The sequence below is a fragment of the Cupriavidus sp. CuC1 genome, assembly GCF_044627735.1.
Lineage (GTDB): Bacteria > Pseudomonadota > Gammaproteobacteria > Burkholderiales > Burkholderiaceae > Cupriavidus > Cupriavidus ulmosensis.
In genome coordinates this window covers 1-22,150 of the sequence record NZ_JBIUHC010000059.1, presented here as the reverse complement: position 1 = coordinate 22,150, position 22,150 = coordinate 1, and the positions used below count along the sequence as shown (strand labels likewise).

Annotated in this window: 19 protein-coding genes and 1 pseudogene; 11 read left to right on the top strand and 9 right to left on the bottom strand. The window is 65.5% G+C overall.

The annotated features are described in order from the left end of the window. Positions 1-9 precede the first annotated feature (9 nt). From ACGLHR_RS24205 to ACGLHR_RS24195, 3 genes are all read right to left on the bottom strand, one after another. Positions 10-660, bottom strand: coding sequence for an RraA family protein (locus ACGLHR_RS24205; protein WP_400096675.1), 651 nt, complete (start codon positions 658-660; stop codon positions 10-12). Positions 661-719: 59 nt separating this feature from the next. Then, the gene (locus ACGLHR_RS24200) at positions 720-1,976 is read right to left on the bottom strand and encodes an MFS transporter (protein WP_400096674.1); all 1,257 of its coding nucleotides are present in this window, start codon (positions 1,974-1,976) and stop codon (positions 720-722) included. Positions 1,977-2,214: 238 nt separating this feature from the next. Beyond that, positions 2,215-3,147 carry a LysR family transcriptional regulator gene (locus tag ACGLHR_RS24195; RefSeq protein ID WP_318232388.1) on the bottom strand — a complete coding sequence of 311 codons (933 nt, stop codon included), beginning with the start codon at positions 3,145-3,147 and terminating at the stop codon, positions 2,215-2,217. 201 nt (positions 3,148-3,348) lie between these two features. On the opposite strand from ACGLHR_RS24195, the gene ACGLHR_RS24190 reads away from it, so the two are divergent. The 5 genes from ACGLHR_RS24190 (at position 3,349) to ACGLHR_RS24170 (ending at position 9,620) form a co-directional block, all read left to right on the top strand. Continuing rightward, complete coding sequence (locus ACGLHR_RS24190; RefSeq protein WP_400096673.1) at positions 3,349-4,779, top strand: aldehyde dehydrogenase family protein; 1,431 nt, start codon at positions 3,349-3,351, stop codon at positions 4,777-4,779. Then, a complete protein-coding gene (locus ACGLHR_RS24185) occupies positions 4,769-5,755 on the top strand; it encodes an NAD(P)-dependent oxidoreductase (RefSeq protein WP_400096672.1) in 987 nt (328 codons plus the stop codon). The genes ACGLHR_RS24190 and ACGLHR_RS24185 overlap by 11 nt, the downstream gene beginning before the upstream one ends. A 204-nt stretch (positions 5,756-5,959) precedes the next feature. Then, a complete protein-coding gene (locus ACGLHR_RS24180) occupies positions 5,960-7,162 on the top strand; it encodes an ABC transporter substrate-binding protein (protein WP_400096671.1) in 1,203 nt (400 codons plus the stop codon). A gap of 441 nt (positions 7,163-7,603) precedes the next feature. Beyond that, a complete protein-coding gene (locus ACGLHR_RS24175) occupies positions 7,604-9,004 on the top strand; it encodes an aromatic ring-hydroxylating dioxygenase subunit alpha (RefSeq protein ID WP_400096670.1) in 1,401 nt (466 codons plus the stop codon). 55 nt (positions 9,005-9,059) lie between these two features. Then, positions 9,060-9,620, top strand: coding sequence for a 3-phenylpropionate/cinnamic acid dioxygenase subunit beta (locus ACGLHR_RS24170; RefSeq protein WP_400096669.1), 561 nt, complete (start codon positions 9,060-9,062; stop codon positions 9,618-9,620). A gap of 72 nt (positions 9,621-9,692) precedes the next feature. Here the strand turns inward: ACGLHR_RS24170 and ACGLHR_RS24165 are convergent, their stop codons facing one another. Then, positions 9,693-10,442 (bottom strand): DUF2889 domain-containing protein, encoded by a 750-nt coding sequence (locus ACGLHR_RS24165; protein WP_400096668.1) that lies wholly within the window; start codon positions 10,440-10,442, stop codon positions 9,693-9,695. A gap of 129 nt (positions 10,443-10,571) precedes the next feature. Between ACGLHR_RS24165 and ACGLHR_RS24160 the strand changes: the two genes are divergently transcribed. Next, positions 10,572-11,372 (top strand): SDR family NAD(P)-dependent oxidoreductase, encoded by an 801-nt coding sequence (locus ACGLHR_RS24160; RefSeq protein WP_400096667.1) that lies wholly within the window; start codon positions 10,572-10,574, stop codon positions 11,370-11,372. 51 nt (positions 11,373-11,423) lie between these two features. Here ACGLHR_RS24160 and ACGLHR_RS24155 read toward each other — a convergent pair whose 3' ends face one another. Continuing rightward, positions 11,424-13,046 carry an ATP-dependent acyl-CoA ligase gene (locus ACGLHR_RS24155; protein WP_400096666.1) on the bottom strand — a complete coding sequence of 541 codons (1,623 nt, stop codon included), beginning with the start codon at positions 13,044-13,046 and terminating at the stop codon, positions 11,424-11,426. 150 nt (positions 13,047-13,196) lie between these two features. Between ACGLHR_RS24155 and ACGLHR_RS24150 the strand changes: the two genes are divergently transcribed. The 5 genes from ACGLHR_RS24150 (at position 13,197) to ACGLHR_RS24130 (ending at position 18,267) form a co-directional block, all read left to right on the top strand. Continuing rightward, positions 13,197-13,997 carry a TetR/AcrR family transcriptional regulator gene (locus ACGLHR_RS24150; RefSeq protein WP_400096665.1) on the top strand — a complete coding sequence of 267 codons (801 nt, stop codon included), beginning with the start codon at positions 13,197-13,199 and terminating at the stop codon, positions 13,995-13,997. A gap of 227 nt (positions 13,998-14,224) precedes the next feature. Further along, a complete protein-coding gene (locus ACGLHR_RS24145; protein WP_400096664.1) occupies positions 14,225-15,304 on the top strand; it encodes an amidohydrolase family protein in 1,080 nt (359 codons plus the stop codon). Further along, positions 15,301-16,149 carry a fumarylacetoacetate hydrolase family protein gene (locus tag ACGLHR_RS24140; protein ID WP_400096663.1) on the top strand — a complete coding sequence of 283 codons (849 nt, stop codon included), beginning with the start codon at positions 15,301-15,303 and terminating at the stop codon, positions 16,147-16,149. The genes ACGLHR_RS24145 and ACGLHR_RS24140 overlap by 4 nt, the downstream gene beginning before the upstream one ends. 43 nt (positions 16,150-16,192) lie before the next feature. Next, on the top strand, positions 16,193-17,095 hold the full coding sequence (locus ACGLHR_RS24135; protein WP_400096662.1) for a 3-hydroxyacyl-CoA dehydrogenase: 903 nt from the start codon (positions 16,193-16,195) through the stop codon (positions 17,093-17,095). Continuing rightward, on the top strand, positions 17,092-18,267 hold the full coding sequence (locus ACGLHR_RS24130) for a thiolase family protein (RefSeq protein ID WP_400096661.1): 1,176 nt from the start codon (positions 17,092-17,094) through the stop codon (positions 18,265-18,267). Before ACGLHR_RS24135 ends, ACGLHR_RS24130 begins: the two co-directional genes overlap by 4 nt. 61 nt (positions 18,268-18,328) lie before the next feature. Here ACGLHR_RS24130 and ACGLHR_RS24125 read toward each other — a convergent pair whose 3' ends face one another. The 4 genes and pseudogenes from ACGLHR_RS24125 to ACGLHR_RS24110 form a co-directional block, all read right to left on the bottom strand. Next, a complete protein-coding gene (locus ACGLHR_RS24125) occupies positions 18,329-18,676 on the bottom strand; it encodes a nuclear transport factor 2 family protein (RefSeq protein WP_318232401.1) in 348 nt (115 codons plus the stop codon). Between the two features lie 16 nt (positions 18,677-18,692). Beyond that, a complete protein-coding gene (locus ACGLHR_RS24120; protein ID WP_400096660.1) occupies positions 18,693-19,724 on the bottom strand; it encodes a hypothetical protein in 1,032 nt (343 codons plus the stop codon). A 162-nt stretch (positions 19,725-19,886) separates the two neighbouring features. Beyond that, a pseudogene (locus tag ACGLHR_RS24115) lies at positions 19,887-20,936 on the bottom strand (cytochrome P450); the annotation flags it as partial. 240 nt (positions 20,937-21,176) lie between these two features. Beyond that, the gene (locus ACGLHR_RS24110; RefSeq protein WP_400096699.1) at positions 21,177-22,076 is read right to left on the bottom strand and encodes an MFS transporter; all 900 of its coding nucleotides are present in this window, start codon (positions 22,074-22,076) and stop codon (positions 21,177-21,179) included. Positions 22,077-22,150 lie beyond the last annotated feature (74 nt).

Sequence of the window (22,150 nt, the reverse complement as noted above, 5' to 3'; positions counted from 1 at the left end):
GTCGGGCGCTCACAGTTTTCCAAACTCGAGGAAGGCGTCGTACGGGTCGCGGCCGCCGCGGATCTCGGTGCGCATGCGTGAATCGGTCTGCATGGTCCTGACCGTTTCCGTGATGACGAACTCCGCGTGCTCCTTGTCAATCAGCAAGGTCCCGTCGCGGTCGCCCAGCAGGTAGTCGCCGGGGTTGACGGTGACCCCGCCGATCACCACCGGCACGTCGGTGGCTTCCAGCCGCCAGCTGCCAACGATATCGATCGGGCTGGTATAGCGCGCGAAGACGGGGAAGCCGATCTCGGTGATCTCATCGGCATCGCGCGAGCCACCATCGATGTAGTAGCCGCGTATGCCGCGCTGCTTGAGCGCTTCGGCGGCCAGGTCGCCCATCGCCGAGCGGGCGTGGTCGTTCGGCTGGCAGACCACCACGTGGCCGCGCGGCGCGCCCGACAGCACGCGGGAGATAAACAGGTCCAGCGATTCATGGACGCTGATGGCCGGGTCGGGCCGTCCGGTGATCGTAAAGACCGGCCCCACGAGTTTCATGCCGGGGGAGAGCGCGCGGACCTCGCGCGGCAGTTCACGCACGGGCAGGCCGTGAACGCGCAGCACGTCGAACAGGCCCGGGGTGTTGCAGGTTGCCAATTGTTCGGCCAGGGATGTCATGGTGGTTGCTCGGGTGTCAGGGTTGGCGAAGAGGGGTGAAGGCGGCAGAGCAGGGCTCGCTAATGCAGCTCGACCGATGCTGCCGGTGCCGCCTCGGGTTCGGGATGCGGCCCGATCTGCACGGAGACGCGGCGGCTCAGCCACAGCATGGCGAGGCTCAGTGCGGCGGATGCCAAGAGCGCGGTGCTTACCGAGGTGCGGCTGGCCACCTGGCCCCACAGCGCCGCGCCCGCCGCGCTGCCGCCCATGATGGCCATCTGGTAGATCGCCATGCCGCGGGCGCGCATCGCGTTCGGCAGCACGACCTGGGCGGCCATGGTGAGGGTGTTGACCACGCACAGCCAGACCCCGCCAGAGAGCGCAATCGCCGGCGCGACCAGCCAGACCGAGGGCGCCAGCGCGGCGGTGAGAGTCGCGCCGGCATAGAGCAGCACGCCCGTTGCCACCACATGATCCGGGGAAGCGGTGGCCGCAATGCGCGGCAAGGCCAGCGCCGACAGAATGGCGCCCACGCCCATCGATGCGAGCAGCAGCGTGTAGGTGGTGGCGTTGGCCTGCAGCCCCTTCGCCACCAGCGGCAGCAAAGCGATCAAGCCGATGGAGTGCAGGAAGAACAGGAAGGTGCGCACCAGGATATTGCGCATGGAGGGCGATTGCCTCACATAGGCAACGCCGCCGCGCATGGTCGCCAGCAAGCCCTGGGAGGCGCGCGTGCTGTCATGTGGCGGCGTCTTGCACTGGAGGATCAGCGCGCACGACAGCAGCGACAGCGCGGCATTGAGCGCGAACACGGCGCCCATGCCGAGCGATGCCATGACCACGCCCGCCAGTAGCGGGCCCGCAATGCGCGACACATTGATGGCCAGCGCGTTGAGCGTGAGGGCGGCGGGCAACTGGGCGCGCGGTACCAGGGTCGGCACGATCGCGGAGAACACCGGAAAGCGCATGGCGAGGCCGATCCCGTTGGCAAAGCACAGCAGCAGCAAGCTGTGCGCGGTCATCCATCCGGCAGCGGCAAGCACCGCCAGCGCGATGGACACCAGCGCAATCCAGAACTGCGCGAAGGCATAGAGCCGCTTGCGGTCGAGCAAGTCGGCCAGGGCGCCGCTGGGCAGTCCCAGCAGGAACAGCGGCAGGCTTGCGGAGGCTTGCACCAGCGCCACCATCATCGGCCCGGTGGTGAGCTGGGCCATCAGCCAGGCAGCGCTGACGTCGTTCATCCACATCGTCATATTGCCGGCCAGCCAGGCCAGCCAGAGCATGCGGAAGACGGGCTGGCCCAGGGGCTGCAGCACGGAGGGTTGAGCGGAGGGCATCGGATCCTGCGGCCGGGGACATTCCATGGAAGTGGACGGCCCGGGCGCAGCCGGCCGCGCCGCTTGCACGGCTGCCTCCGGCACCTATGAATGGCTCTGGACCGTTGTTGGCGCGCAAGGCTGCAGCGCCGGCCGAGTGTAGCACTAAAATAAACACATTTGCACAATGTGTTTATAAACGGATTGGGGTGGGCAAGGAGGAGGCAAGCTTTACGGCAAGGCCCGCCCCAAGTGCAGCTCAGTCGCCCAGCCAGCGCGCGCCCAGCCAATGGCCGCTGCGCGCAATGTCCTTTACCACTACCTGCAAGGCGGTCGTGGCGCAGCGCACCGCGGTAGGAACACGCCGCGTGGTGGGCAGCGCCAGCACGATCCGGCGCAGGAAGTCGGGGCCGTCGATGCGTGCCGCGCTCAGGATGCCGCGCTCGATCTCATGGTGCACTGCAACGCGCGGGATCACGCTGAGCCCATAGCCTTGCGTAACCAGCGCCTTTTGTACGCTCAGCGCATTGGTCTCGGCCGCGACGGTGATCGGCACGCCCGCCACGGCGCAAGCGTGTTCCACCAGGTTGCGCAGGCGATGCGGCGAGCTTGGCAGCACCAGCGGTGCACTCCCCAGCGCTTGCACCGGCACGGGTTCCTCATCGCGCAGGCCGAGCGCGGCCAGCCCCACGAGGCTCAGGGACTCCTCGACCAGTGGCTCCACCTCCAGCGCCGGCGAGGGGTTGGGGTCGTAGAGCAGTGCCGCATCGATCTCGCCGCTCTCCAGCCAGCGCAGCATGTGATCGGTATAGCCGACCGAGACCGACAGCCGCACATGCGGGTACTGCGCCTGCAGGGCACCCACCAGCGGGCCGGTCAGCAACTCGCAACTGCTGGGCAGCAGCCCGAGGTTCACGATGCCGGAGATCAGGCCGGGCGTGGGGCGGATCTCGAGGCGCGCCGCGTCCAGCTCGCGCAGCGCACGGCGGGCGCGCTCCATCAGGATGTGGCCGGCCTCGGTCAACTGCATGCCGCGGCGGTCCCGCTCGAACAAGGGTGCACCGACATCGTCCTCCAGCAGCTTGAGCTGGCGCGAAACCGCAGGCTGCACGACGTGGAGCAATTCCGCGGCGCGGGTCACGCTGCCGGTGTCGGCGATGGCAAGAAAGGCGCGGATCTGGCGGATATCCATGGGGGTCCGGGGGCGATGGAAGCTAGGGCTGTTGCGGCCCGCCCGGATGCATGCCCGGGCGTGATGTTGCGATCAGTTTTTGTCATTCGACAACGATTTGCATGGAATTCTATGATGACCACTCACTTAAGCACCATAGCGAAAGCCCCTTAGCCAGGCGCATCGTGCCTTGGGGCAGGGCGCTCATCGGAGACAAAGCATATGACAATCAAGCCCAACCTCATCGGTGGCGAATGGGTCGCCGGGTCAGGCGCGATCGAGAGCATCAACCCCTCGGACACCCGCGACAGCGTTGGCCACTACGCCATGGCCGATGCCGCGCAGATGCGCCAGGCGGTGGCGGCCGCACGCCAGGCCCAGCCGGGCTGGGCGGCAACCACCACGCAGGTACGCAGCGACCTGCTGCTCAAGACCTCAATGGAGCTGGCCGCGCGCAAGGAGGAACTGGGCGAGCTGGTTTCGCGCGAGGCGGGCAAGACCCGCGCGGAAGGCATCGGCGAGGTGCTGCGCGCCAGCCAGATCTTCCAGTTCTTCGCCGGCGAGGCGGTGCGCTACGGCGGCGAGAACCTGCCGTCGGTGCGGCCCAATATCGGCGTGCAGGTCAGCCGTGAGCCCATCGGCGTGATCGGGCTGATCACGCCGTGGAATTTCCCGATTGCCATTGCGGCCTGGAAGCTAGCGCCGGCGCTGGCTTTTGGCAACACGGCGGTGCTCAAGCCGTCGCAGGATACGCCCGGCGTAGCGTGGGAGCTGTTCCAGGTGCTGCACCGCAACGGCTTGCCGGCCGGCGTGGCCAACCTGATCAATGGCCGCGGCGCCGTCGCTGGCGAAGCGCTGGTGGCCGGCGTGGACGCCATCAGCTTCACGGGCAGCGTGGGCACCGGGCGCACGCTGGCGCGGGCAGCGGTCGCCAATATGGTTCGCATCCAGCTTGAGATGGGCGGCAAGAACCCGCTGGTGGTGCTCGACGATGCCGACCTGGCTGTCGCGGTCGAGTGCGCTGTCAACGGTTCCTATTTCTCCGCCGGCCAGCGCTGCACGGCTTCCAGCCGGCTGATCGTCACCGACGGCATCCATGATCGCTTCATCGAGGCGCTGCGCAAGCGCATGGCCGGCCTGAAGATCGGGCACGCACTGGCCGCGGGCGTGGATATCGGGCCGGTGATCAACCAGGGCCAGCTCGACATGGTGCAGGACTACATCCGCATCGGGCGCGAGGAAGGCGCGGAGCTGGTCGAGGGCGGCGAGTTGCTGCAGGGCGACACGCCGGGCTTCTTCATGCGCCCCGCGCTGATGACCGGCACCGCCAACAGCATGCGCATCAACCGCGAGGAAGTTTTTGGCCCGTTTGCCGCCGTCATTCGCGCCAAGGACTACGACGAGGCGCTGGCCCTGGCCAACGACACGGAGTACGGCCTGTCGGCCGGCATCTGCACCACGTCCCACCGCCATGCCAATCACTTCCGCCTGAACGTCAAGAGCGGGCTGGCGATGATCAACCTGCCCACAGCCGGGCTGGATTACCACGTGCCGTTCGGGGGCACCAAGGCTTCCAGCTACGGCCCGCGCGAGCAGGGCAGCTACGCGGTGGATTTCTACACCCAGACCAAGACTGCGTACGTTGGCTACTGAGTCGGCGACTGAGCCAGGGCTGGCGCATTCACCGCGTTTCGCAAAACAACAAGGACAGGAAATGGAGAAGATCGGATTTATCGGGCTGGGCCGCATGGGCAAGCCCATGGCGGCAAACCTGCGCAAGAAGGGTTTCGATCTGGTGGTGATGGACCTGAACCGGGAGGCCGTGGCCGAGCTGGTGGCGCTCGGCGCCACCGCGGGAGAGAGCGTAGCCCAGGTCGCGCGCGACTGCGCCATCGTGGTCACCATGCTGCCCAGCTCGGTGGAAGTCGAGCAGGTGGCTCTGGGCGCGGATGGCCTCTTTGCGAACGCGGCCGCCGGCAGCCTGCTGCTGGACATGAGCACCATCGATCCGCTGGCGACGGACCGCCTGCAGGCCGCGGCGCTGGAGAAGGGCCTGTCGGTGGTCGACGCGCCGGTCGGCAGGCTGGCCGAGCACGCGGACCGGGGCGAGTCGCTGTTCATGGTCGGCGCCAGCGATGCGGATTTCGGGCGGGTCAAGCCGCTGCTCGATGCGATGGGCACCACCGTGTATCACTGCGGCGGCGTCGGCACGGGCGGGCGCACCAAGCTGGTCAACAACTACGTCGCGGTCACGCTGTGCCAGGTCAATGCAGAAGCTCTGGCGCTGTCGCAGCGTTTTGGCCTGGACATCACCAAGACCTTGCAGGTGCTCTACGGCACCTCGGCCAACAACGGCCAGCTGCGCATGAACTTCCCCAACAAGGTACTGGCTGGCGACACCACCCCCGGTTTCACCATCGACCTGGCGCACAAGGATATGTCGCTGGTGCTCGGCGCGGCGCATGCATCCAAGGTGCCGATGCCGGTGGCTGCCGCGGTCTATGAGTCGTTCAGCCTGGCGCGGGCGAGCGAGTACGGCCGCGTTGACTTCTCGGGCATTGCCGATGCCATCTGCGACCTGGCGAAGATCGAGCGCGCCCGGGTGCCGAGGGGCTGGGTGGCGGGCTGACGGGCACGGCCCCCATGCAGGGCTTTCCGCAGACACGGAACAGGGCGCGGTGGCGGTCGGCTCGGATGGGGCCGGCCGCGCCGCGCCTGTTGTCGTTGCCATGCATGGGCGGGCGCACGACACAGAGATACCGGCACGGCGCTCAAGCGCCGTGCCGGCCATAAGGGCTGCTCTGGCCCAAACCATAAGCAAGGAGACAACATCATGGCATCAAGCATCGCAAGGCTCGCGGCATCGCTCGTCGCCGCAGCGGGACTGAGCACGCCCGCCTGGGGCGCGGATGATGTACTGCGCATTGGCTTCATCACCGACATGTCCGGTGTGTACGCGGACTTCGACGGGCAGGGCGGCGCCGAGGCGATCAAGCTGGCGATTGCCGATGCCGGGGGCAGCGTGTTGGGCCGCAAGATCGAGCTGCTGACGGCGGATCACCAGAACAAGGCCGATGTGGCGGCTGCCAAGGCGCGCGAATGGTTCGACCAGCAGGGGGTGGACCTGCTGATCGGCGGCTCCAATTCCGCGGCCAGCCTCGCCATGGCGAAGGTGGCCGCAGAGAAGAAGAGAGTCTTCATCTCCGCCGGCTCCGGCACCACGCGCCTGACCAACGAGGAGTGCAATCCGTACACCGTGCAGTACGCCTATGACACTGCCGCCATGGCGCGCGGCACCGGCGCCGCCGTGACCCGGCAAGGCGGCAAGTCATGGTATTTCCTGACGGTGGACTATGCCTTCGGCACTTCGCTGGAAAAAGACACGGCCGACGTGGTCAAGGCCAATGGCGGCAAGGTGCTCGGTGCCGTCAGGCATCCGCTCTCCGCCGCGGACTTCTCCTCCTTCCTGATGCAGGCACAGGCCTCCAAGGCGCAGGTGCTGGGCCTGGCCAACGGCGGCGGCGACCTGATCAACTCGATCAAGACGGCCAGGGAGTTCGGCATCGGCAAGACCATGACCCTGGCCGCGATGATGGTCTTCATCAACGACATCCATGCCCTGGGCCTGAATGTCACGCAGGGGATGTACCTGACCGACGGCTGGTACTGGGACCAGAGCCCCGCATCGCGCGCGTGGGCCAAGCGCTATTACGACAAGATGAAGAAGATGCCGTCCATGTTCCAGGCGGCCGATGCGTCCTCGGCGCTGACCTACCTGAAGGCGGTCAAGGCCGCAGGCACGACCGACGCGGACAAGGTCATGGCGCAGATGCGCGCCACGCCGGTCGATGATTTCTTTGCCAAGGGCGGCACGATCCGGCCAGACGGCCGCATGGTGCACGATATGTACCTGATGCAGGTCAAGACGCCGGCCGAGTCCAAGGGGCCATGGGACTATTACAAGCTGGTCAATACCATTCCCGGGGCGCAGGCGTACATGACCAAGGCCGAGTCCAAGTGCGCGCTGTGGCAGTGACAGGACCTCGCCAGCGCTGAGCGCCGCATAAGCTGGCCGGTGCTTGCGCCGGCCAGTCCCCGCCCGGCCTGATCGATCCCGGCGTCCTGGCCGATCAGGCTTTCCCCCCGGGCAATCTCCCTACTTTCAAGAACAGGCGTAGTGGCCCCCTTTGTTTACACAAAGGGGGCTTTCTGTCGCCTTGGCCCCCTGGTTGTGTGGGCCCGTTGGCGCGCAAGCGTGAGGCAAGCCTAGGGTTTATCCGGAAGAAAAGGAGGCGGGCCGCCGGAGCGCGGCGCTGCGCGCGGCTTTGCAGGCGCCCGGGCCCATTGAATTGGGGCGGCCTCGGTCCGCCAGGGGCTTGCGCGCTACGGCAAGAATCCTGTAATTTATGTACACAGTTTTGAAAAGTGTTTATATTTACTATTCAAGCCCGTCCTAGGGAAAGTTAAGGAGACAAGCATGCTGACTCAGACCAGTCCCACACTGGCTGACGGGACCAAGGTCGCGGACCTGGTCAACGTCGAGACCCGAGAAGTGCAGATGCGCACGCTTTCGGACCCCGAGCTCTATGAGATGGAGATGGAGCGCATCTTCGGCAAGACCTGGTTGCTGCTCGGCCACGACTCGGAGATTCCCAATTCCGGCGATTTCGTGGTCCGGGACATGGGCTCGGACTCGGTGCTGGTCACGCGCGACAAGTCCGGCGAGGTCAACGTGCTGCTGAACGTCTGCTCGCACCGCGGCATGCGTGTCTCGACGCTGGACGCGGGCAATACCCAGATCCACACCTGCATCTACCACGGCTGGGCGTTTCGCCCCAACGGCGCCTTCCTGGGCGCGCCGGTGGAGAAGGAGTGCATGCACGGGAAGATCCGGAGCAAGGAGGAGCTCAGCCTGAAGCGGGCTCGCGTGGCGCTCTATGGCGGGCTGATCTTCGCCACCTGGAATATCGACGGGCCGTCCTTTGACGAGTTCCTGGGCGATGCTAAGTGGTATTACGACATGCTGTTCAAGCGCAGCGACCGGGGCATCGAAGTCCTCGGGCCGCCCCAGCGTTTCGTGGTGCGCGCCAACTGGAAGGCCGCCGGCGAGCAGTCGTCGGGCGACGGCTATCACACGCTGACCCTGCACCGCTGGCTGGGCGAGGTCGGCGCCTATTCGAAGAAGGGCGAAGGCGAGGGAGGCGGTGGCGATCTCAGCCCGGAGATGTACGGCGTGGAGATCAGCTCGCCGCACGGCCATGCGCTGCGCTGCATCGACCTGGGCCGCAAGATCCGCCGCCTGACCGGGCTGGACCCCGACATGCTGAGCGTCGATGAAAAGCTCAATGCGCTGCCGCCGGCCGGCATGACGCTGGACATGGTCAGCCAGCTGAGGAACAACCTGAGCGAGGAGCAGCTTGCGGTGCAGACCAGCATGCCGCCACAGGTTGGCGGCATGTTCCCCAACGTGCTGTTCGGTTTCCTGTATATCCCGCAGCCGGACGGCACGGTGGTCGGCTCCATCACGATGCACGCCTATGTGCCCCGGGGCCCGGACAAGCTCGAGTTCGTCAACTGGATCTTCGCCGAGAAAGACGCGCCGCCCGAATTGCGCGAGCGCATGCTCAAGCAGACCATCCAGATGTTCGGCACCTCGGGCATGGTGGAGCAGGACGACTCCGACACCTGGCCGCATATGACGCTGGCCGCCAAGGGCGCGATGGGCAAGCACATGACGATGAAGTACCAGGCGATCTACGAGACCGGCAAGCCCGAGGGCTGGCCCGGCCCCGGCATCGTCAACGAGGGCTTCACCAAGGACGATACGCAATGGCACTGGTGGCTGCATTGGCGCGAGCTGATGATGGCGGAGCAATAGGCCGCCAGGCTTCCGCCAGTTGCCGTCATCGGATGCCAATTTAGGAGACAACACCATGAGTGAAGTAAAAGACGAAGTTGCGCCGGCGACGCTGTCGGCGCGGGTGTCGATCGGATCCCCGGTCTATAACGCGGTGCTGGAGTTCCTCTATGAGGAAGCCGCCATGCTGGACGAGATCCGGCTGGAGGACTGGGTCGCCACGCTGGCCGAGGACCTCGTCTATGCCGCGCCCTTGCGCCAGACACGGCCGCTGGCACAGCAGGCCGCGACGGTGATTCGCACCATGCAGCACTACCACGACGACTACCGCTCGATCATGGGTCGCATCATGCGGCTGACCGCCACCAAGAGCGCCTGGGCGGAAGATCCGCCCTCGCGCACTCGCCGCCTGGTAACCAATGTGACGGTGCGCACCGGCGACAACCCCGGCGAGTTCGCCGTGTGCAGCAATCTGCTGATTACCCGTAGCCGCTTCAACTTCGACGAGTTCGATTTGATCAGCGGCGAGCGGCGGGATGTGCTGCGGCGCAGTGGCGATACGTTCAAGCTGGCGCGGCGGGAGATCTTGCTGGACCAGGCGGTGTTGGGGACGCCGAACCTGGCGATTTTCTTGTAGACGGCATCTGCTACGTGCCAACGCCCCCGTTCATTCCGGGGGCGTTTTACCTTTCAGGCCGCGGCGCCGTGCCTAGCAGCCATCGGCATGCTCCTTGAAGCTCAGCCACCCGAGATCATCCGCACACAAGCGCTCCGGCGTGCCAGCGAAGTCCAGCGTCGATCCGACCACGCGCAAGGCTTCAGTGGCGCGCCGGGGCTGCTGCGAGTAGCAATTGCCGCTCGGCTTGGCATGGACCTGCGCATCGAGCGGCATGCCGCGCCCCAGCGAAATCACGGTAGCGCGGCGCAATACCAGCGCCGCCTCGGCGTCTTCTACAGACAGTGCGGTCAGGGCCCAGCGGGCCATGCCATGGTACAGGTCGACACCGGCGTAGGGCAACGGCCCCTCGATCACGCTGCCCAGTACCTCCCACGCGACCAGCTCGGCGCCATCGCGCCATAGCCGGGGCCGCGTGCGGCCCCGCTGCCGCACCGGTACCTCGATATCGTACTGGCGCAGCGCCGTGCCACGGGCGGCGGCCGCAACCGCCAGCCCGGCCAGCTCGAACAGATGCGTGCATTGCTCCGTGGGATCGGTCACGCGGGTGACCTCGTGCGCGGTGGGCGAGAGCGGCATGCCTAGCAGCGCGTCCAGCCGCGCAACGGCATTGGCGCACAGCGTATAAGGCTGGCGGGGTGCCGCGCCGTCGAGGCGTGTCACGCGGCCTTCGGCACTGGCTATCTCGACCCGGAAATGATGGAAATCGTCCTCCAGCGCGGCGCGTACGCGGGTTTGCGTTCCCGCGCGCTGGCTGCAAATGATGATGCGGCGTCTAAACATGGAAAAAGCCCCCGGAAATGCTGCAAGACAAGGGCACCATAGCCATCCTCCGGCACCCGGATGCTGACACTTTACCGCTTAAAGTGTACGATATATGAGATTGTGTTCAAAAAATACGGAGACATCGACATGGCATTGCTCAAGGACAGGGTTGCAATCATCACGGGGGCGGGCGGCGGCATCGGCAAGGGCGTGGCGCGCGCCTTTGCCCGCGAGGGCGCCGCGGTGGTGATTGCGGAGATCGACGAGGCGAGCGGCAGGCAGGTGGAGCAAGAGTTGAAGGAGTTGGGCGCCCGGGCCCGCTTTGTCCGGACCGACGTGACGAACAAGGCGTCGATCGAAGCGGCGGTAGCGGAAACAGTCGAGCACTTCGGCAGCCTGGGCATCCTGGTGAACAACGCCTTTATTCCCACGCCCAATGTGCTGCTGGAAGACAAGACCGACGAGATGCTGGAACTGACGCTGATCTCGGCGCTGTGGGCAACGTGGTGGGCAATGCGCGCGGCCATGCCGCATATGCGGGATCGCCGCTGGGGGCGGATCGTGAACTTCTACTCGATCGATACCGAGACCGGCGCGTGGCTGCATGCCGACTACAATACCGCCAAATCGGGGATCGTCGGGCTGACGCGCAGTGCCGCCGCCGAGTGGGGACGCTTCAACGTCACGGTCAATGCGATTGCGCCGACCGCGATGGGCGCGACCTTCTTCAAGCTGGCCGCGGAGAACCCGGGGTTTGCCGAGCGCTCGGCGGCGGCACGTCCGCTGGGCCGTTGTGGTGAGCCCGAGCAGGATATCGGGCCCGCGGTGGTGTTCCTGGCGTCCGAGATGTCGCGCTTTATCACCGGCGAGACCTTGCACGTGGATGGCGGGCTGCACCTGCCGGGATACAACTCGCGGCCGGCGCACGTGCCTGCGCGGGAATACTGAGCCGCAATGGAAGAAGGGCAGGAAGGGCCCCAAGGGGCCCTTCCTGTGGTCTTAGCGCTTGGCGACCTTGATGTCCGTGGCTTCCAGGTCCCACGTATTCGCCGTCTTGCCCTCGTCGCGCAGCTGGTACTTGAGGATGCGGCCTTGCGGATTCTTGGGCAGGGTGTCGCGGAACTCGATGTAGCGTGGCAACGCGTAGTAGGGAACGGCGTCCGTGGCCCAGTGGAACAGGGCTTCGGCGGTCAGGGCGGAGCCCGGGTTGAGGATGGCGGTGATCTTCACATCGTCCTCGCCCTTGTCGGAGGGCACGGCGTGGACCGCAACCTCCGCGATGTCGGGATGGGCGGAGAAGGCGGTTTCCATCTCGAAGCTGGAGATGTTCTCGCCGCGCCGGCGCAGGTAGTCCTTTTTCCGGTCCACGAAATAGAAGTAGCCATCGTCATCGAACTTGCCAATATCGCCGGTATGGAACCACATGTTTCGCATCAGCTTCAGGGTCTCTTCCGGACGGCGCCAGTAGCCCATGAACATGATGTCCGGGCGCAGCGGACGGCAGACGATCTCGCCCGGCGTGTTGGCCGGCAGCTCGCGGTCCAGGTCGTCGACGATGCGCACGTCGAAGTCTGGCACGCGCTTGCCGGACGATCCGGGAGCGGCATATTCGCCCGCCGCCAGCGAGGTGATCACGCAGGCCTCGGTCAGCCCGTAGCCATTGCCGCCCACCAGCTTGGCGCCGAACCGCTCGCGCCAGATGGTCTTGCTTTCCTCGGTGAACGGGTTGCCGCGCACGGTGTGGATCTGGCCAAAGCAGCGCTTGGCCGCGTCGCTGTCCGGTGCGTTGGCCAGCAGGCCGCCCATGCCGCCCAGGATCGACGCGATGGTCGCGCCGCTGCGCTCCACCTCGGGCCAGAAGTTGGACACCGAAAAGCGCGGGACGAAGGCGACGCGCGCGCCGACCAGGATGTTCGAGATGATGCCCACCACCAGCGCGTTCTGGTGATAGAGCGGCAGCGGCGTGATCGTGATGTCATCAGCCGTGGCCGGGCCGGAACGCAGTTGCAGCCGCGCCAGGTTGCACTGGAAGTTGTAGCTGATCATGCAGCCCTTGGACGGCCCCGTGGTGCCGGAGGTGTACATCAGGCAGGCCAGGTCCCAGGGATTGGGCTTGCGCGCAAGCGGCGTGTCGTCGGTGCCGCGGTGCAGGTCCAGCGGCGCCAGTTGCAGGCCGCCGCAAGACGATGCGCCGGCGCTGCCGCGTTGCAGCACCAGCTTGACGTCGGGCAGTTGCGCGGCGAGCGCGCCGATGCGCTCCACGTAGTCCGCTTCGCAGATTACCAATGGGGCGCTGGCGTCGGCGATCTGGTGGCGCAGGAACTCGCCGCGCAGCGCCGTGTTGATCGGCACGCTGACCGCGCACAGCTTGTTGATCGCGAGCCAGGAGATGACGGCGTCGATATTGTTGTCCAGCATGGTGACCACGGTCTGGCCGGGCTGGATGCCCAGGGCGGCCAGGGAGTTCGCCAGCCGGGTCGAAAGTTGATCGACTTGGCCATAGGTGTACAGTTCACCCGAGAAATCGAGCAATACACGGTCTGGATGCGCGGCCACGGCACGGTCGAGCGCGGCAATCACGGTGTCCTGTTCGCCAAGCGACCAGGTATCTGTATTTCCCATCCCTGCCATATCATCATCTCCGAAATAAGAACCGGGTGCTTTCCCAGTAAATTCTAATGCAAGAATTGAATTCTATGCCTTGTATCCATTTATCGATCTGCGGGAAAACCCGCAAACCTTAATCCAGACGACTCCTTCATGGCGAAACAGATGAACAGCGTGAGCAAAAAGACCAAGCCTGTCGAGACCGAAATCGAAGCGGCGCCAAAGCGGCGAGCCGCGGCCGAGAAGCCCGCGAAAGCAAAAGCGGCCCTGAAGGCAGTGGCCGCTGCGCCGGCGGAGAAGAAGAAAGGAGCACCGGCGAAGAAAGCGGGGGCTGCACCCGCGTCCGCAGCGCCCGCGGCTGCAACGCCGCGCCGGCGCCGCAGCAACAAGCGCTCCCAGCAGACCATCGACAACATCTTCGAAGCCACCGAGAAGGTGATCCTGGAGTCGGGCGCCGAGCGCATCTCGATCCTTGAGGTCTGCAATACCGCCAGCATCTCGCGCGGCACGTTCTATCGCTACTTTGCCTCGCAGGAAGAACTGCTGGATGCGTTCTCGCGCTACAAGCGGGAGACCTTCCACAAGTCGCTGGCCGAGTTGCTTGAACCCATCACCGACCCGGACGAACGCTTCGCGACCCTGGTGAAGTACCTGGAAGACTACATGGCCATCGGCAGCTCGCGCCGGCTGCTGCTGGTGGCGCCGGAATTCGCCATGAGCTTCTTCAAGCGGATCTTTCACGACTCCGTGGTGCGCTTCCAGGACTTCCTTGCGCCGGTGTTCGATGCGTGGGACGAGCGGCTGGGCATCGCGCTGGACCGCGAGCTGATCTGCGATCTGCTGATCCGCATGGTGATGAGCGAGAACCTGGTGTGGGGCGAGTCGGATCACGGCGCCATGTCGCGCCGGATCGGCCGGATGGTGGAAGCGTTGCGCTTCGGCGGCGTGACTCGGGCACGGCGCTAAAGGGCAGGGCCATGGGCTGCATGCAGCTCATGGCCTTCCCGCCTTTGAAATTTAAATTGAACACATTTGCATAAAATGACTAACATTGGCATGATGTTGTCGGTCTGAGCCCGCGTTTGCGCGACCAGTGTCCAGTGGTGTCCTTTGGTCCGGGCGTGAAGCGAGTGACAGACCGCTTTCCCCACCGCTGCGCGTTCCAGCGCCGCGTATGACAAAAGGAGACCTTCATGCTGATCGACCTTCACGCCCATGCGCCGCATCCCGGGTACTACAACCAACACCCGCACTGGGGTCCCTTCTTCGAGCAGCATGCCGATGGCGACGTCAAGCTGCGGGTTGGCGACTGGATCCTGACCCTGGGGTCCCCCGAGCGCAAGGCCGCGGTCCGCTCGGGCAAGGGCCTGAAGCTCGATGAGTACTTCGCACGCTGGGCCGATCCCAAGGTGCGCCTGGCCGGCATGGACGCCGCCGGCCAGAACGCGCAGGTGGTCTCCGTGCCGTCGCATTGCTATATGTACTGGGCGGAAGCCGAGTTCTCCGTGCCGTACGCCCGCAAGGTCAACGACACCCTGGCGGAGTACTGCTCGGCCGCACCCGACCGGCTGATGTACTGGGCCCATGCCCCGCTGAACGCGCCGGAAGAGGCCGCCAAGGAACTGCGCCGCGCTTGCGGCGAACTTGGCGCCAAGGGCTTGGTCGCCGGCGGCGCCAACTTTGGCGGGCTGGAATTCGATTCGCCGGAGATGGACCCGGTCTGGCGCGCCCTGTGCGACCTGGACCTGCCGATGTTCGTCCATGGCTATAACCAGTCGGTTACCTGGGGCGACAAGGCCAACACCGACCGCTACGAGACCACCGCCATCGTCGGCATGCAGTACGACGAAACGCGCTGCTTCTGGAACCTGGTCTGTGGCGGCGTGTTCGATCGCTTCCCCGACCTGAAGGTGTACATCACGCACGGCGGTGGCTACGTGCCATACCAGCTCGGCCGGCTGGCGCAGTGCAACACCAACCTGGATTTCGTGCACAACAAGAAGCCGGTGCTCGAGTACCTGAAGAACTTCTATTTCGACGTCGAGCTGCATGAGATCCCGATGCGCCAGGCGCTGGTCGACATCATCGGTGCGGACCGCATCGTCTACGGCAGCAACTTTGGCGGCAGCGACGCGGTGCGCCACGACCTGACCGATGGCCTGCGGCTGTCCGACGACGACCTGCAAAAGATCCGCTGGCAGAACGCCTGCAAGCTGCTGCATCTCGATGCAGCGAAGATTGGCGCACCGGTGCGCCAGGCGGCGGCAGCATGAAGATCGCGCGCTGTACCGATGGTGGCGCGCCGTTCTGGGCCGTGGTGGACACCGCGCGCGGCGAAATCACGCCGATTGCCGGCGCGTTTGCCGACTGGGCGCCCGCACTGACGCGTGGCGAAGGCGAGGGCGCCTTGACGCCGGCCGGCGTGGCACGGCCGCTGGCCAGCGTACGGCTGCTGCCTCCGGTGGAGAGAACCAACCGCGTGGTGGTGGCGGGCGCCAACTACGCCAAGCACCTCCGTGCCGATTTCGGCATGGGCGGACACACGCAGCCGGTGGCCTTCCTCAAGGCCTACGGTGCGCTGATCGGCGCCAACGACCCAATCCGCTACCCGCCGCTCACGCGGGAGCTGGACCATGAAGTCGAGCTGGTGGCGGTGATCGGCGCGCAACGAGTCGACCGCAGCGATCCTTTGTCCAGCGTGCTGGGCTACACAGTCGGCAACGACGTCAGCGCCCGCGACCTGCAGCGCAGCGGCCCGCCAGGCGTGGGCATGGACCTGTTCTCCGCCAAGAGCCAGGACGACACCACGGGGCTTGGGCCGTGGATCGTCACCCGCGACGAGTTTCCCGCCGGCAGCCCGAAGCTGCGCATGACCCTGAAGGTGAATGGCGATACCCGCCAGGATGCTTCATCGGGCGAGATGACCTGGGACGTGGCCGAACTGGTGCAATTCATCGACGAGCGCTCGCGTTTCGCATGCGGCGATGTGCTCTACACGGGCTCGCCGGAAGGCACGGGCCAGGGTAGCGGACGCTTCCTGAATCCGGGCGATGTGGTCGAAGCGAGCGTGGAAGGCGTTGGCACGCTGCGCAACGTCGTTTCGGAGATTGCCTCATGAGGGGCATGCGCATCATGATTTCTTGGAAAATGGAGACTGCCGAATGAGCCTGACGAACAACAAGGTGGTCGTGGTCGGTGCCGGCCTGATGGGCACCGGTATTGCGCATGCGTTTGCCAGTTCGGGCTTTGCCACGGCGCTGGTCGATACCGACGCCCAGGCGTTGGAACGCGCGCGACAGACGATCGGCAAGATACTCGACGACGGGGTCAGGCTGGGCAAGCTCGACGCCGGGGTGGCGCAGGCTGCCAAGGTCCGTCTGACCGTGGAGACCGATCTGACCGCCGCTGCCACAGGCGCACAACTGCTGGTCGAAACCGTCTCGGAAAACCTGGCGGTAAAGAAGGCCGTGGTCACGCAGGCGGCTGCGGTGATGGCCGACGACGCGATCTATGCCACCAACACGTCCGCCCTGAGCGTAACGGAGATCGCCGTCGCGGTGTCCAGCCCGGAGCGGGTGGTCGGGATGCATTTCTTCAACCCGGTACACAAGATGAAACTGGTCGAGCTGGTGCGCGGCCTGGCCACCAGCGACGAGACGGTGGCGCTGACGCGCGACTACGCCGGCCTGATCGGCAAGACATCGATCGTGGTCAATGAGTCGCCCGGCCTGACCACCAGCCGTATGTCGGCGCTGCTCGGCAACGAGGCGATGTGGATGCTGCAGGAGGGCACTGCCAGTGCCGAAGACGTCGACACCGCCTTGCGCCTTGGCTTCAATCACCCGATGGGCCCGCTGGAACTCGGCGACCTGACCGGTTGGGATACCCGCTTGTCGGTGCTGAAGTACCTGCACCAGACCCTGGGCGACAAGTTCCGGCCGTGCCCGCTGATCATCAAGATGGTGGCCGCCGGCCGACTCGGCCGCAAGACCGGCCACGGCGTTTATCGTTACGAGGACGGCCAGCGCGTGCCCGGCTCCGGCCTGAAGGGGAGCGCGCTATGAGCACGGATGTGGTGATCGTCGGCGCGGTGCGCACGCCGGTCGGCAAGTTCCGTGGCAGCCTGGCCGGCGTGCGCGCCGATCATCTCGGCGCCCTGGTGATTGGCGAGCTGGTAAGCCGGGCCGGGCTGCGCCCGGATGTCGTCGACGACGTGATTTTTGGCTGTGTCACGCAGATCGGCGAGCAGTCCGCCAATATTGCCCGGACGTCGCTGCTGGGCGCTGGCTGGCCGGTCACGATCCCGGGCCTGACGATCGACCGGAAATGCGGCTCGGGCGAAGCGGCGGTGCATGTCGGCGCCGGCCTGATCGCCTGCGGCGCGGCCGACGTGGTGGTGGCTGGTGGAGCGGAGAACATGAGCCGCGTGCCGATGGGCAGCAACCGCGACCTCCACGGCGAGGCCTTCGGCTGGATGGCCGCGCAGCGCTTTGAGCTCACCGGCCAGGGCGAAGCCGCCGAGCGGCTGTGCGATCAGTGGCACCTTAGCCGCGAGCAGCTCGACGCGTATGCGGTGGAGAGCCATCGCCGCGCGGCGGCAGCAGCGGCTGCTGGCTGGTTCAAGCAGGAGACCGTGCCGGTGCCCGTGGAAGCCTTGCGGGAAAAATCAGTCGAAGGCGCTGCGCCGGCTTTGCTGGCGGACGAGACCATCCGCGCCGGCACCAGCGCGGAGCGGCTGGCCACGCTGAAGACCAGTTTTCGCACCGATGGCCGGGTCACGGCGGGCAATGCCTCGCAGATTTCCGATGGCGCGGCCGCGCTGCTGCTGATGTCGGCCCGCAAGGCGGATGCGCTGGGGGTGATGCCGCGCGCGCGGGTCCGCGCGGTGGTGACGGTCGGCTCCGATCCCACGCTGATGCTGACCGGGCCGATTGCCGCTACCCGCCAGGTGTTGGCCAAGGCTGGCCTGGGCCTGGACGACATCGACCTGTTCGAGGTCAATGAGGCCTTTGCGCCGGTGCCGCTGGTCTGGATGCGGGAGCTGGGCGTTTCGCATGAGCGCCTCAACGTCAACGGCGGGGCCATCGCGCTTGGCCATCCGCTTGGTGCCAGCGGCGCGCGAATCATGACGTCGATGCTGCATGAGATGGAGCGACGCGGGGCGCGGTATGGGTTGCAGGCGATATGTTGTGCCGGTGGTATGGGCACGGCGACTGTGATTGAACGGTTGGGATGAGGCGTCAGCGGTTTAAGTCAAAGGCAGCTTCGCCTCCCCTTGGGGGAGGCGACTGCGTTTCTTATTGCTTGATGAAGTACCGCACGAACAGCCTGCCTTCTTCAAACCGGTACAGTTCAATCGTCACGATGGCGCGATCGGTGCCCTTGATGACGTTGCGGATATGGCAGGCAGCCTCGTTTCCATTGATGATCTTCATCAACGGCTCCACAAGGATCTTCGCCTGCTGCTGCTCCCACATCTGTTCCAGTACCGGCCAGCCGTCCTGCGGCGGGCGGCCGACGTATTCGATGCTGAGGCCTGCCGGCGCCGCGCGCCTGTAGTCCTCAAGGAATGCCTGCTTGTCGCCTGCGTTCCAGTGCGCGGTCTGGTCTCGCAGGAAGGTTTCGATGCGTTCGGTTTCGGTCATGCTGATGGTCTCATTGTCAGAGGTCGGCGCCGCGCACATTGCGCGCGGTGCCGTTGCGCCGGTCGGATTCGCCCCAGCCCAGCCAGCGGTCCGGCTCGCGGGTGTCGCCCACGCGCCGCCAGCGGCCTTCCTGCTGCGCCGTGACCGGGAAGCCGCCTACAAAGTCGATCATTTCCCCTTTGGGGCAGGGCAGGTATTCCCATTCCTCCTTGCCGTCGAGCACGATGCGCGCGCTCTCCACGAAGTAGCTGCCTTCCTTGTGCCTGACGCTACCTTCGATGTCGGTTGTGGTGCGGATCTCGCCCTTGTCGTTCTGGAAGATGGCGTAGCCCAGGTTGTCGTGTCCCACCATGAAGGAGCCCACGTCCCAGCTGCCGTCCTTGTAGACGGTGGCGAACGACCACCAGATCACATGCATCTTGTTGTTGACGACCAGGTCCTTCTTGAAATGGATGGCACCGCCTTCGGCCATGTAGGCCTGGTCGAAGGCCATCAGGCCCTTCACGCGCCGGCCCTCGCAGGTGCCGGCGATGTCGTAGATCTGGGAGACATAGAATGTTCCCCATTCCGGGCCGGGCAGATACCACTGCATGCCCTGGCCCAGCAGCGGGCCGCCGAGTTCGAACAGGCCGTCTTCCTTCCAGCTCAGGCGTTCCCCGGATACCGTGAGCAGCCAGGGGGCGCCGGTTTCGCCTTCCAGGCTGGACCAGCACGCCGTGTCGCCTTCGAGCCAGCGCTTGGGAAACAGCGTCATGGCGCGCGGCTCGATGCGTGACTTGTCGATGCGCAGGTGCTCGCCGTCCACACGGGTGGACAGGTAGATGAACTTGGTGGGGTTGGGCGTGCTGCCGGGTTCGTTGACAGCGCGTACGAAGGCGTAGATCTCGCCATCTTCGTCGCGCACGCAACCGAAAGGCATGCCCTTGGTGGGCTTGAGGCCGAAGAACCCGCGCAGGTCGTGCAGGGCGTGGCCGCTGACCTTGTGCGGGCCGACCAGGGTCTGGTAAGCGAAGTCCCCGCGTTCGGGGAGTGTTGTAGGATGCTTCATGGCGAGTGGGGTATCCGTGGGTTTTTCCGGGGCAGGCGGGATGGGCGCATGCGCTGTTCAGTCCCAGATCACCGGCACCGACTTGGCGCCGCGCAACTGCGCACCGGTAATGCGCGGTGCGGCCTTGGACGGATCCAGGCGAATGTTCGGGAACAGGTCGAGGATGGCGTTGATCGCGCATTGCATCTCGACCTTGGCGACGAACTGGCCAATGCACATGTGGGTGCCGAAGCCAAAGCCGAAGGATGGCTTGGGCTTGCGGTCGATATCGAAGGTATCGGGTTGGTCGAAGGCTTCTTCGTCGCGGTTGGCGGAAACCACCATGCACTGGACCAGCGCGCCCTTGGCCACCTTGACGCCGGCAATCTCCACGTCGCGCGCGGCCTGGCGCACTTTGAAGGTGGCAACGGGCTCGAAGCGCACTGCTTCGTCGATGACCTTGGAGATCAGGCTGCGGTCCTTGCGCACGCGTTCTACCAGTTCCGGGCGTTCAAGCAGCAGCGTCATGACCGAGCTGAAGGTGCGGGTGGTGGTTTCGCCCGCGGCCGGCAGCAGGGAACGAACGAAGGTGGTGACCTCGTGGTCGTCGAGCTTGTGGCCCTCGTACTCGGCACGCATGAGGCGGCTGATGAGGTCGTCCCCGTCGGCGCCTTCGGCGCGGCGCCGTACGACGACCTCCTTTACCGCATCGTAGAGGCTCTTTACCGCAGCCGCCGAGATCGGGCCAAAGATCTTGATCTTCTCGGGATCGACCTGGTTACCCGCCACCATGGACAGCGCCCAGGTGGCGTACTGGTTGAACCTGGCGGGGTCGTCGGTCGGAAAGCCCATCAGGGCGTACATCGCGCGTATCGGGAAGTACAGGCCGAAATCCATCAGGTCCGCTTTCTTCTGCGGCACCAGGGGTTCAAGGAAGTCCTTGCGGATCAGGCGATCAATCTCGGGACGCCAGCGGTTCACGGTCTCGGGCATGAACACCGGCTGCAGCAGGCCGCGGGCGCGGCGGTGCGCGTCCCCGTCCATCGCCAGAATGATGAGGCCATCGAAGAATGCCCCGAAGCCTTCGGCGATAAAGCCATTGGTGAAGGTGGCCGCGTCCCGCATCACCGCCATCACGTCGCGGTACCTGAACAAGGTCAGCGCGCATTTGGCGGCGTTGGCGCCGGCGTTGGTCGGGACGCCCAGATGCGTCGCGACAAAGTCGCCCTCCATCACCGGGTTGTTGTGACGCATCTCGCGGCACAGGGCCTGAAGATCCAGGTCGGGGCCGCGGAAAGTGTCCGAAACGGCGTGGTAAGCGGCCTCGAGATCAAGCACGGGAGCCTCAAGTGGTGCATTCATACTGTGTCTCCTTCATGAGCCCTGGCGGGCATCCTGAGTTGATTGTGTCAAGCTGATTTGCATCGTAGCGAGATGTCGCGCCGAAGTCCGCAGGCTTAGTTTGACGCGCCGTCAAATGCCGGCGTCCGCCGCTGGCGCAAACGCCGGATAGCGTCCCAGCGTCAGCAACAGCAACGGACCAACGGTGAAGCAGCACACGGCATAGGCCAGCAGCCCGTTATAGGAGCCGCTGAGCTTGTAGAGGGCGCCCACCAGCAACGGTGTCAGCGACGCGCCAATGGTGATGAGGCCGGTGTGCGCGCCGAACAGCCGGCTGTACTCCCGCATGCCGAAGTACTTGGCAATCAGGAAGGACGCAACGTCGTACTCCGCCCCCGCGCCCACGCCGATCATGGCCACGGCCAGCAGCAAGATCGCGTGATCGTGGCTGCCGTAGGCCAGGATCAGGCAGCCCGCGCCTGGCAGGAGCAATGCCAGCGCCGCGATGCCCGGCGCCCATACCCGGTCCGCGAGGTAGCCCACCACGATGCGCCCGACAATCAGCGAGACGCCGAAGCCGCCAAAGATCTGGCTGGCCTCGCCCGCGGTGAGGCCCTTGTCGCGCATCACCGGGATCGTGTTGGTGACCATGGCCACCACGCCGGAAACTGCGAGCACGAGCGCGATATTGCAGCGCCAGAACTTGCCCGAACGCAGCCCCTGGCGAAAAGTCACGCCGGGCTCGGTGCTTGTGCCGGTAGCCGCCGGTCCCTTGCGGGCGAAGCTGGCTCCCGCCGGCGCCTGCATCCACATCAGCACCAGGGGCAGCGTCAGCAGCAGCAGGATCGCTGCCATGGCAAGAAAGCCGGCGCGCCAGTCCCAGCGCGTGACGCTCCAGGTCACCAGGGCCGGCAGGACGGCCGCGGCAATGCCGGAGCCGCACAGCGTGATGGCCAGCGCCAGGCCGCGATTGCGGTCAAACCAGCTATTCACCAGTTGCGTCCAGGTCAGGTGCAAGGTGCCTAGCCCCAATACTGTTAACAAATTCGAATTTGTGTTAACTTTCAAGCCTCTGCAACAACAAGAAGAGCTTGAAGGATGGCAAG

Excerpts from the sequence above, each read along its gene's own strand:
- ACGLHR_RS24190 (WP_400096673.1), top strand. The coding sequence starts at position 3,349 with ATGACAATCAAGCCCAACCTCATCGGTGGCGAATGGGTCGCCGGGTCA.
- ACGLHR_RS24170 (WP_400096669.1), top strand. The coding sequence starts at position 9,060 with ATGAGTGAAGTAAAAGACGAAGTTGCGCCGGCGACGCTGTCGGCGCGG.
- ACGLHR_RS24120 (WP_400096660.1), bottom strand. The coding sequence starts at position 19,724 with ATGAAGCATCCTACAACACTCCCCGAACGCGGGGACTTCGCTTACCAG.
- ACGLHR_RS24200 (WP_400096674.1), bottom strand. The coding sequence starts at position 1,976 with ATGCCCTCCGCTCAACCCTCCGTGCTGCAGCCCCTGGGCCAGCCCGTC.
- ACGLHR_RS24155 (WP_400096666.1), bottom strand. The coding sequence starts at position 13,046 with ATGGGAAATACAGATACCTGGTCGCTTGGCGAACAGGACACCGTGATT.
- ACGLHR_RS24130 (WP_400096661.1), top strand. The coding sequence starts at position 17,092 with ATGAGCACGGATGTGGTGATCGTCGGCGCGGTGCGCACGCCGGTCGGC.
- ACGLHR_RS24160 (WP_400096667.1), top strand. The coding sequence starts at position 10,572 with ATGGCATTGCTCAAGGACAGGGTTGCAATCATCACGGGGGCGGGCGGC.
- ACGLHR_RS24135 (WP_400096662.1), top strand. The coding sequence starts at position 16,193 with ATGAGCCTGACGAACAACAAGGTGGTCGTGGTCGGTGCCGGCCTGATG.
- ACGLHR_RS24125 (WP_318232401.1), bottom strand. The coding sequence starts at position 18,676 with ATGACCGAAACCGAACGCATCGAAACCTTCCTGCGAGACCAGACCGCG.
- ACGLHR_RS24150 (WP_400096665.1), top strand. The coding sequence starts at position 13,197 with ATGAACAGCGTGAGCAAAAAGACCAAGCCTGTCGAGACCGAAATCGAA.
- ACGLHR_RS24140 (WP_400096663.1), top strand. The coding sequence starts at position 15,301 with ATGAAGATCGCGCGCTGTACCGATGGTGGCGCGCCGTTCTGGGCCGTG.
- ACGLHR_RS24175 (WP_400096670.1), top strand. The coding sequence starts at position 7,604 with ATGCTGACTCAGACCAGTCCCACACTGGCTGACGGGACCAAGGTCGCG.
- ACGLHR_RS24165 (WP_400096668.1), bottom strand. The coding sequence starts at position 10,442 with ATGTTTAGACGCCGCATCATCATTTGCAGCCAGCGCGCGGGAACGCAA.
- ACGLHR_RS24145 (WP_400096664.1), top strand. The coding sequence starts at position 14,225 with ATGCTGATCGACCTTCACGCCCATGCGCCGCATCCCGGGTACTACAAC.
- ACGLHR_RS24195 (WP_318232388.1), bottom strand. The coding sequence starts at position 3,147 with ATGGATATCCGCCAGATCCGCGCCTTTCTTGCCATCGCCGACACCGGC.
- ACGLHR_RS24180 (WP_400096671.1), top strand. The coding sequence starts at position 5,960 with ATGGCATCAAGCATCGCAAGGCTCGCGGCATCGCTCGTCGCCGCAGCG.
- ACGLHR_RS24205 (WP_400096675.1), bottom strand. The coding sequence starts at position 660 with ATGACATCCCTGGCCGAACAATTGGCAACCTGCAACACCCCGGGCCTG.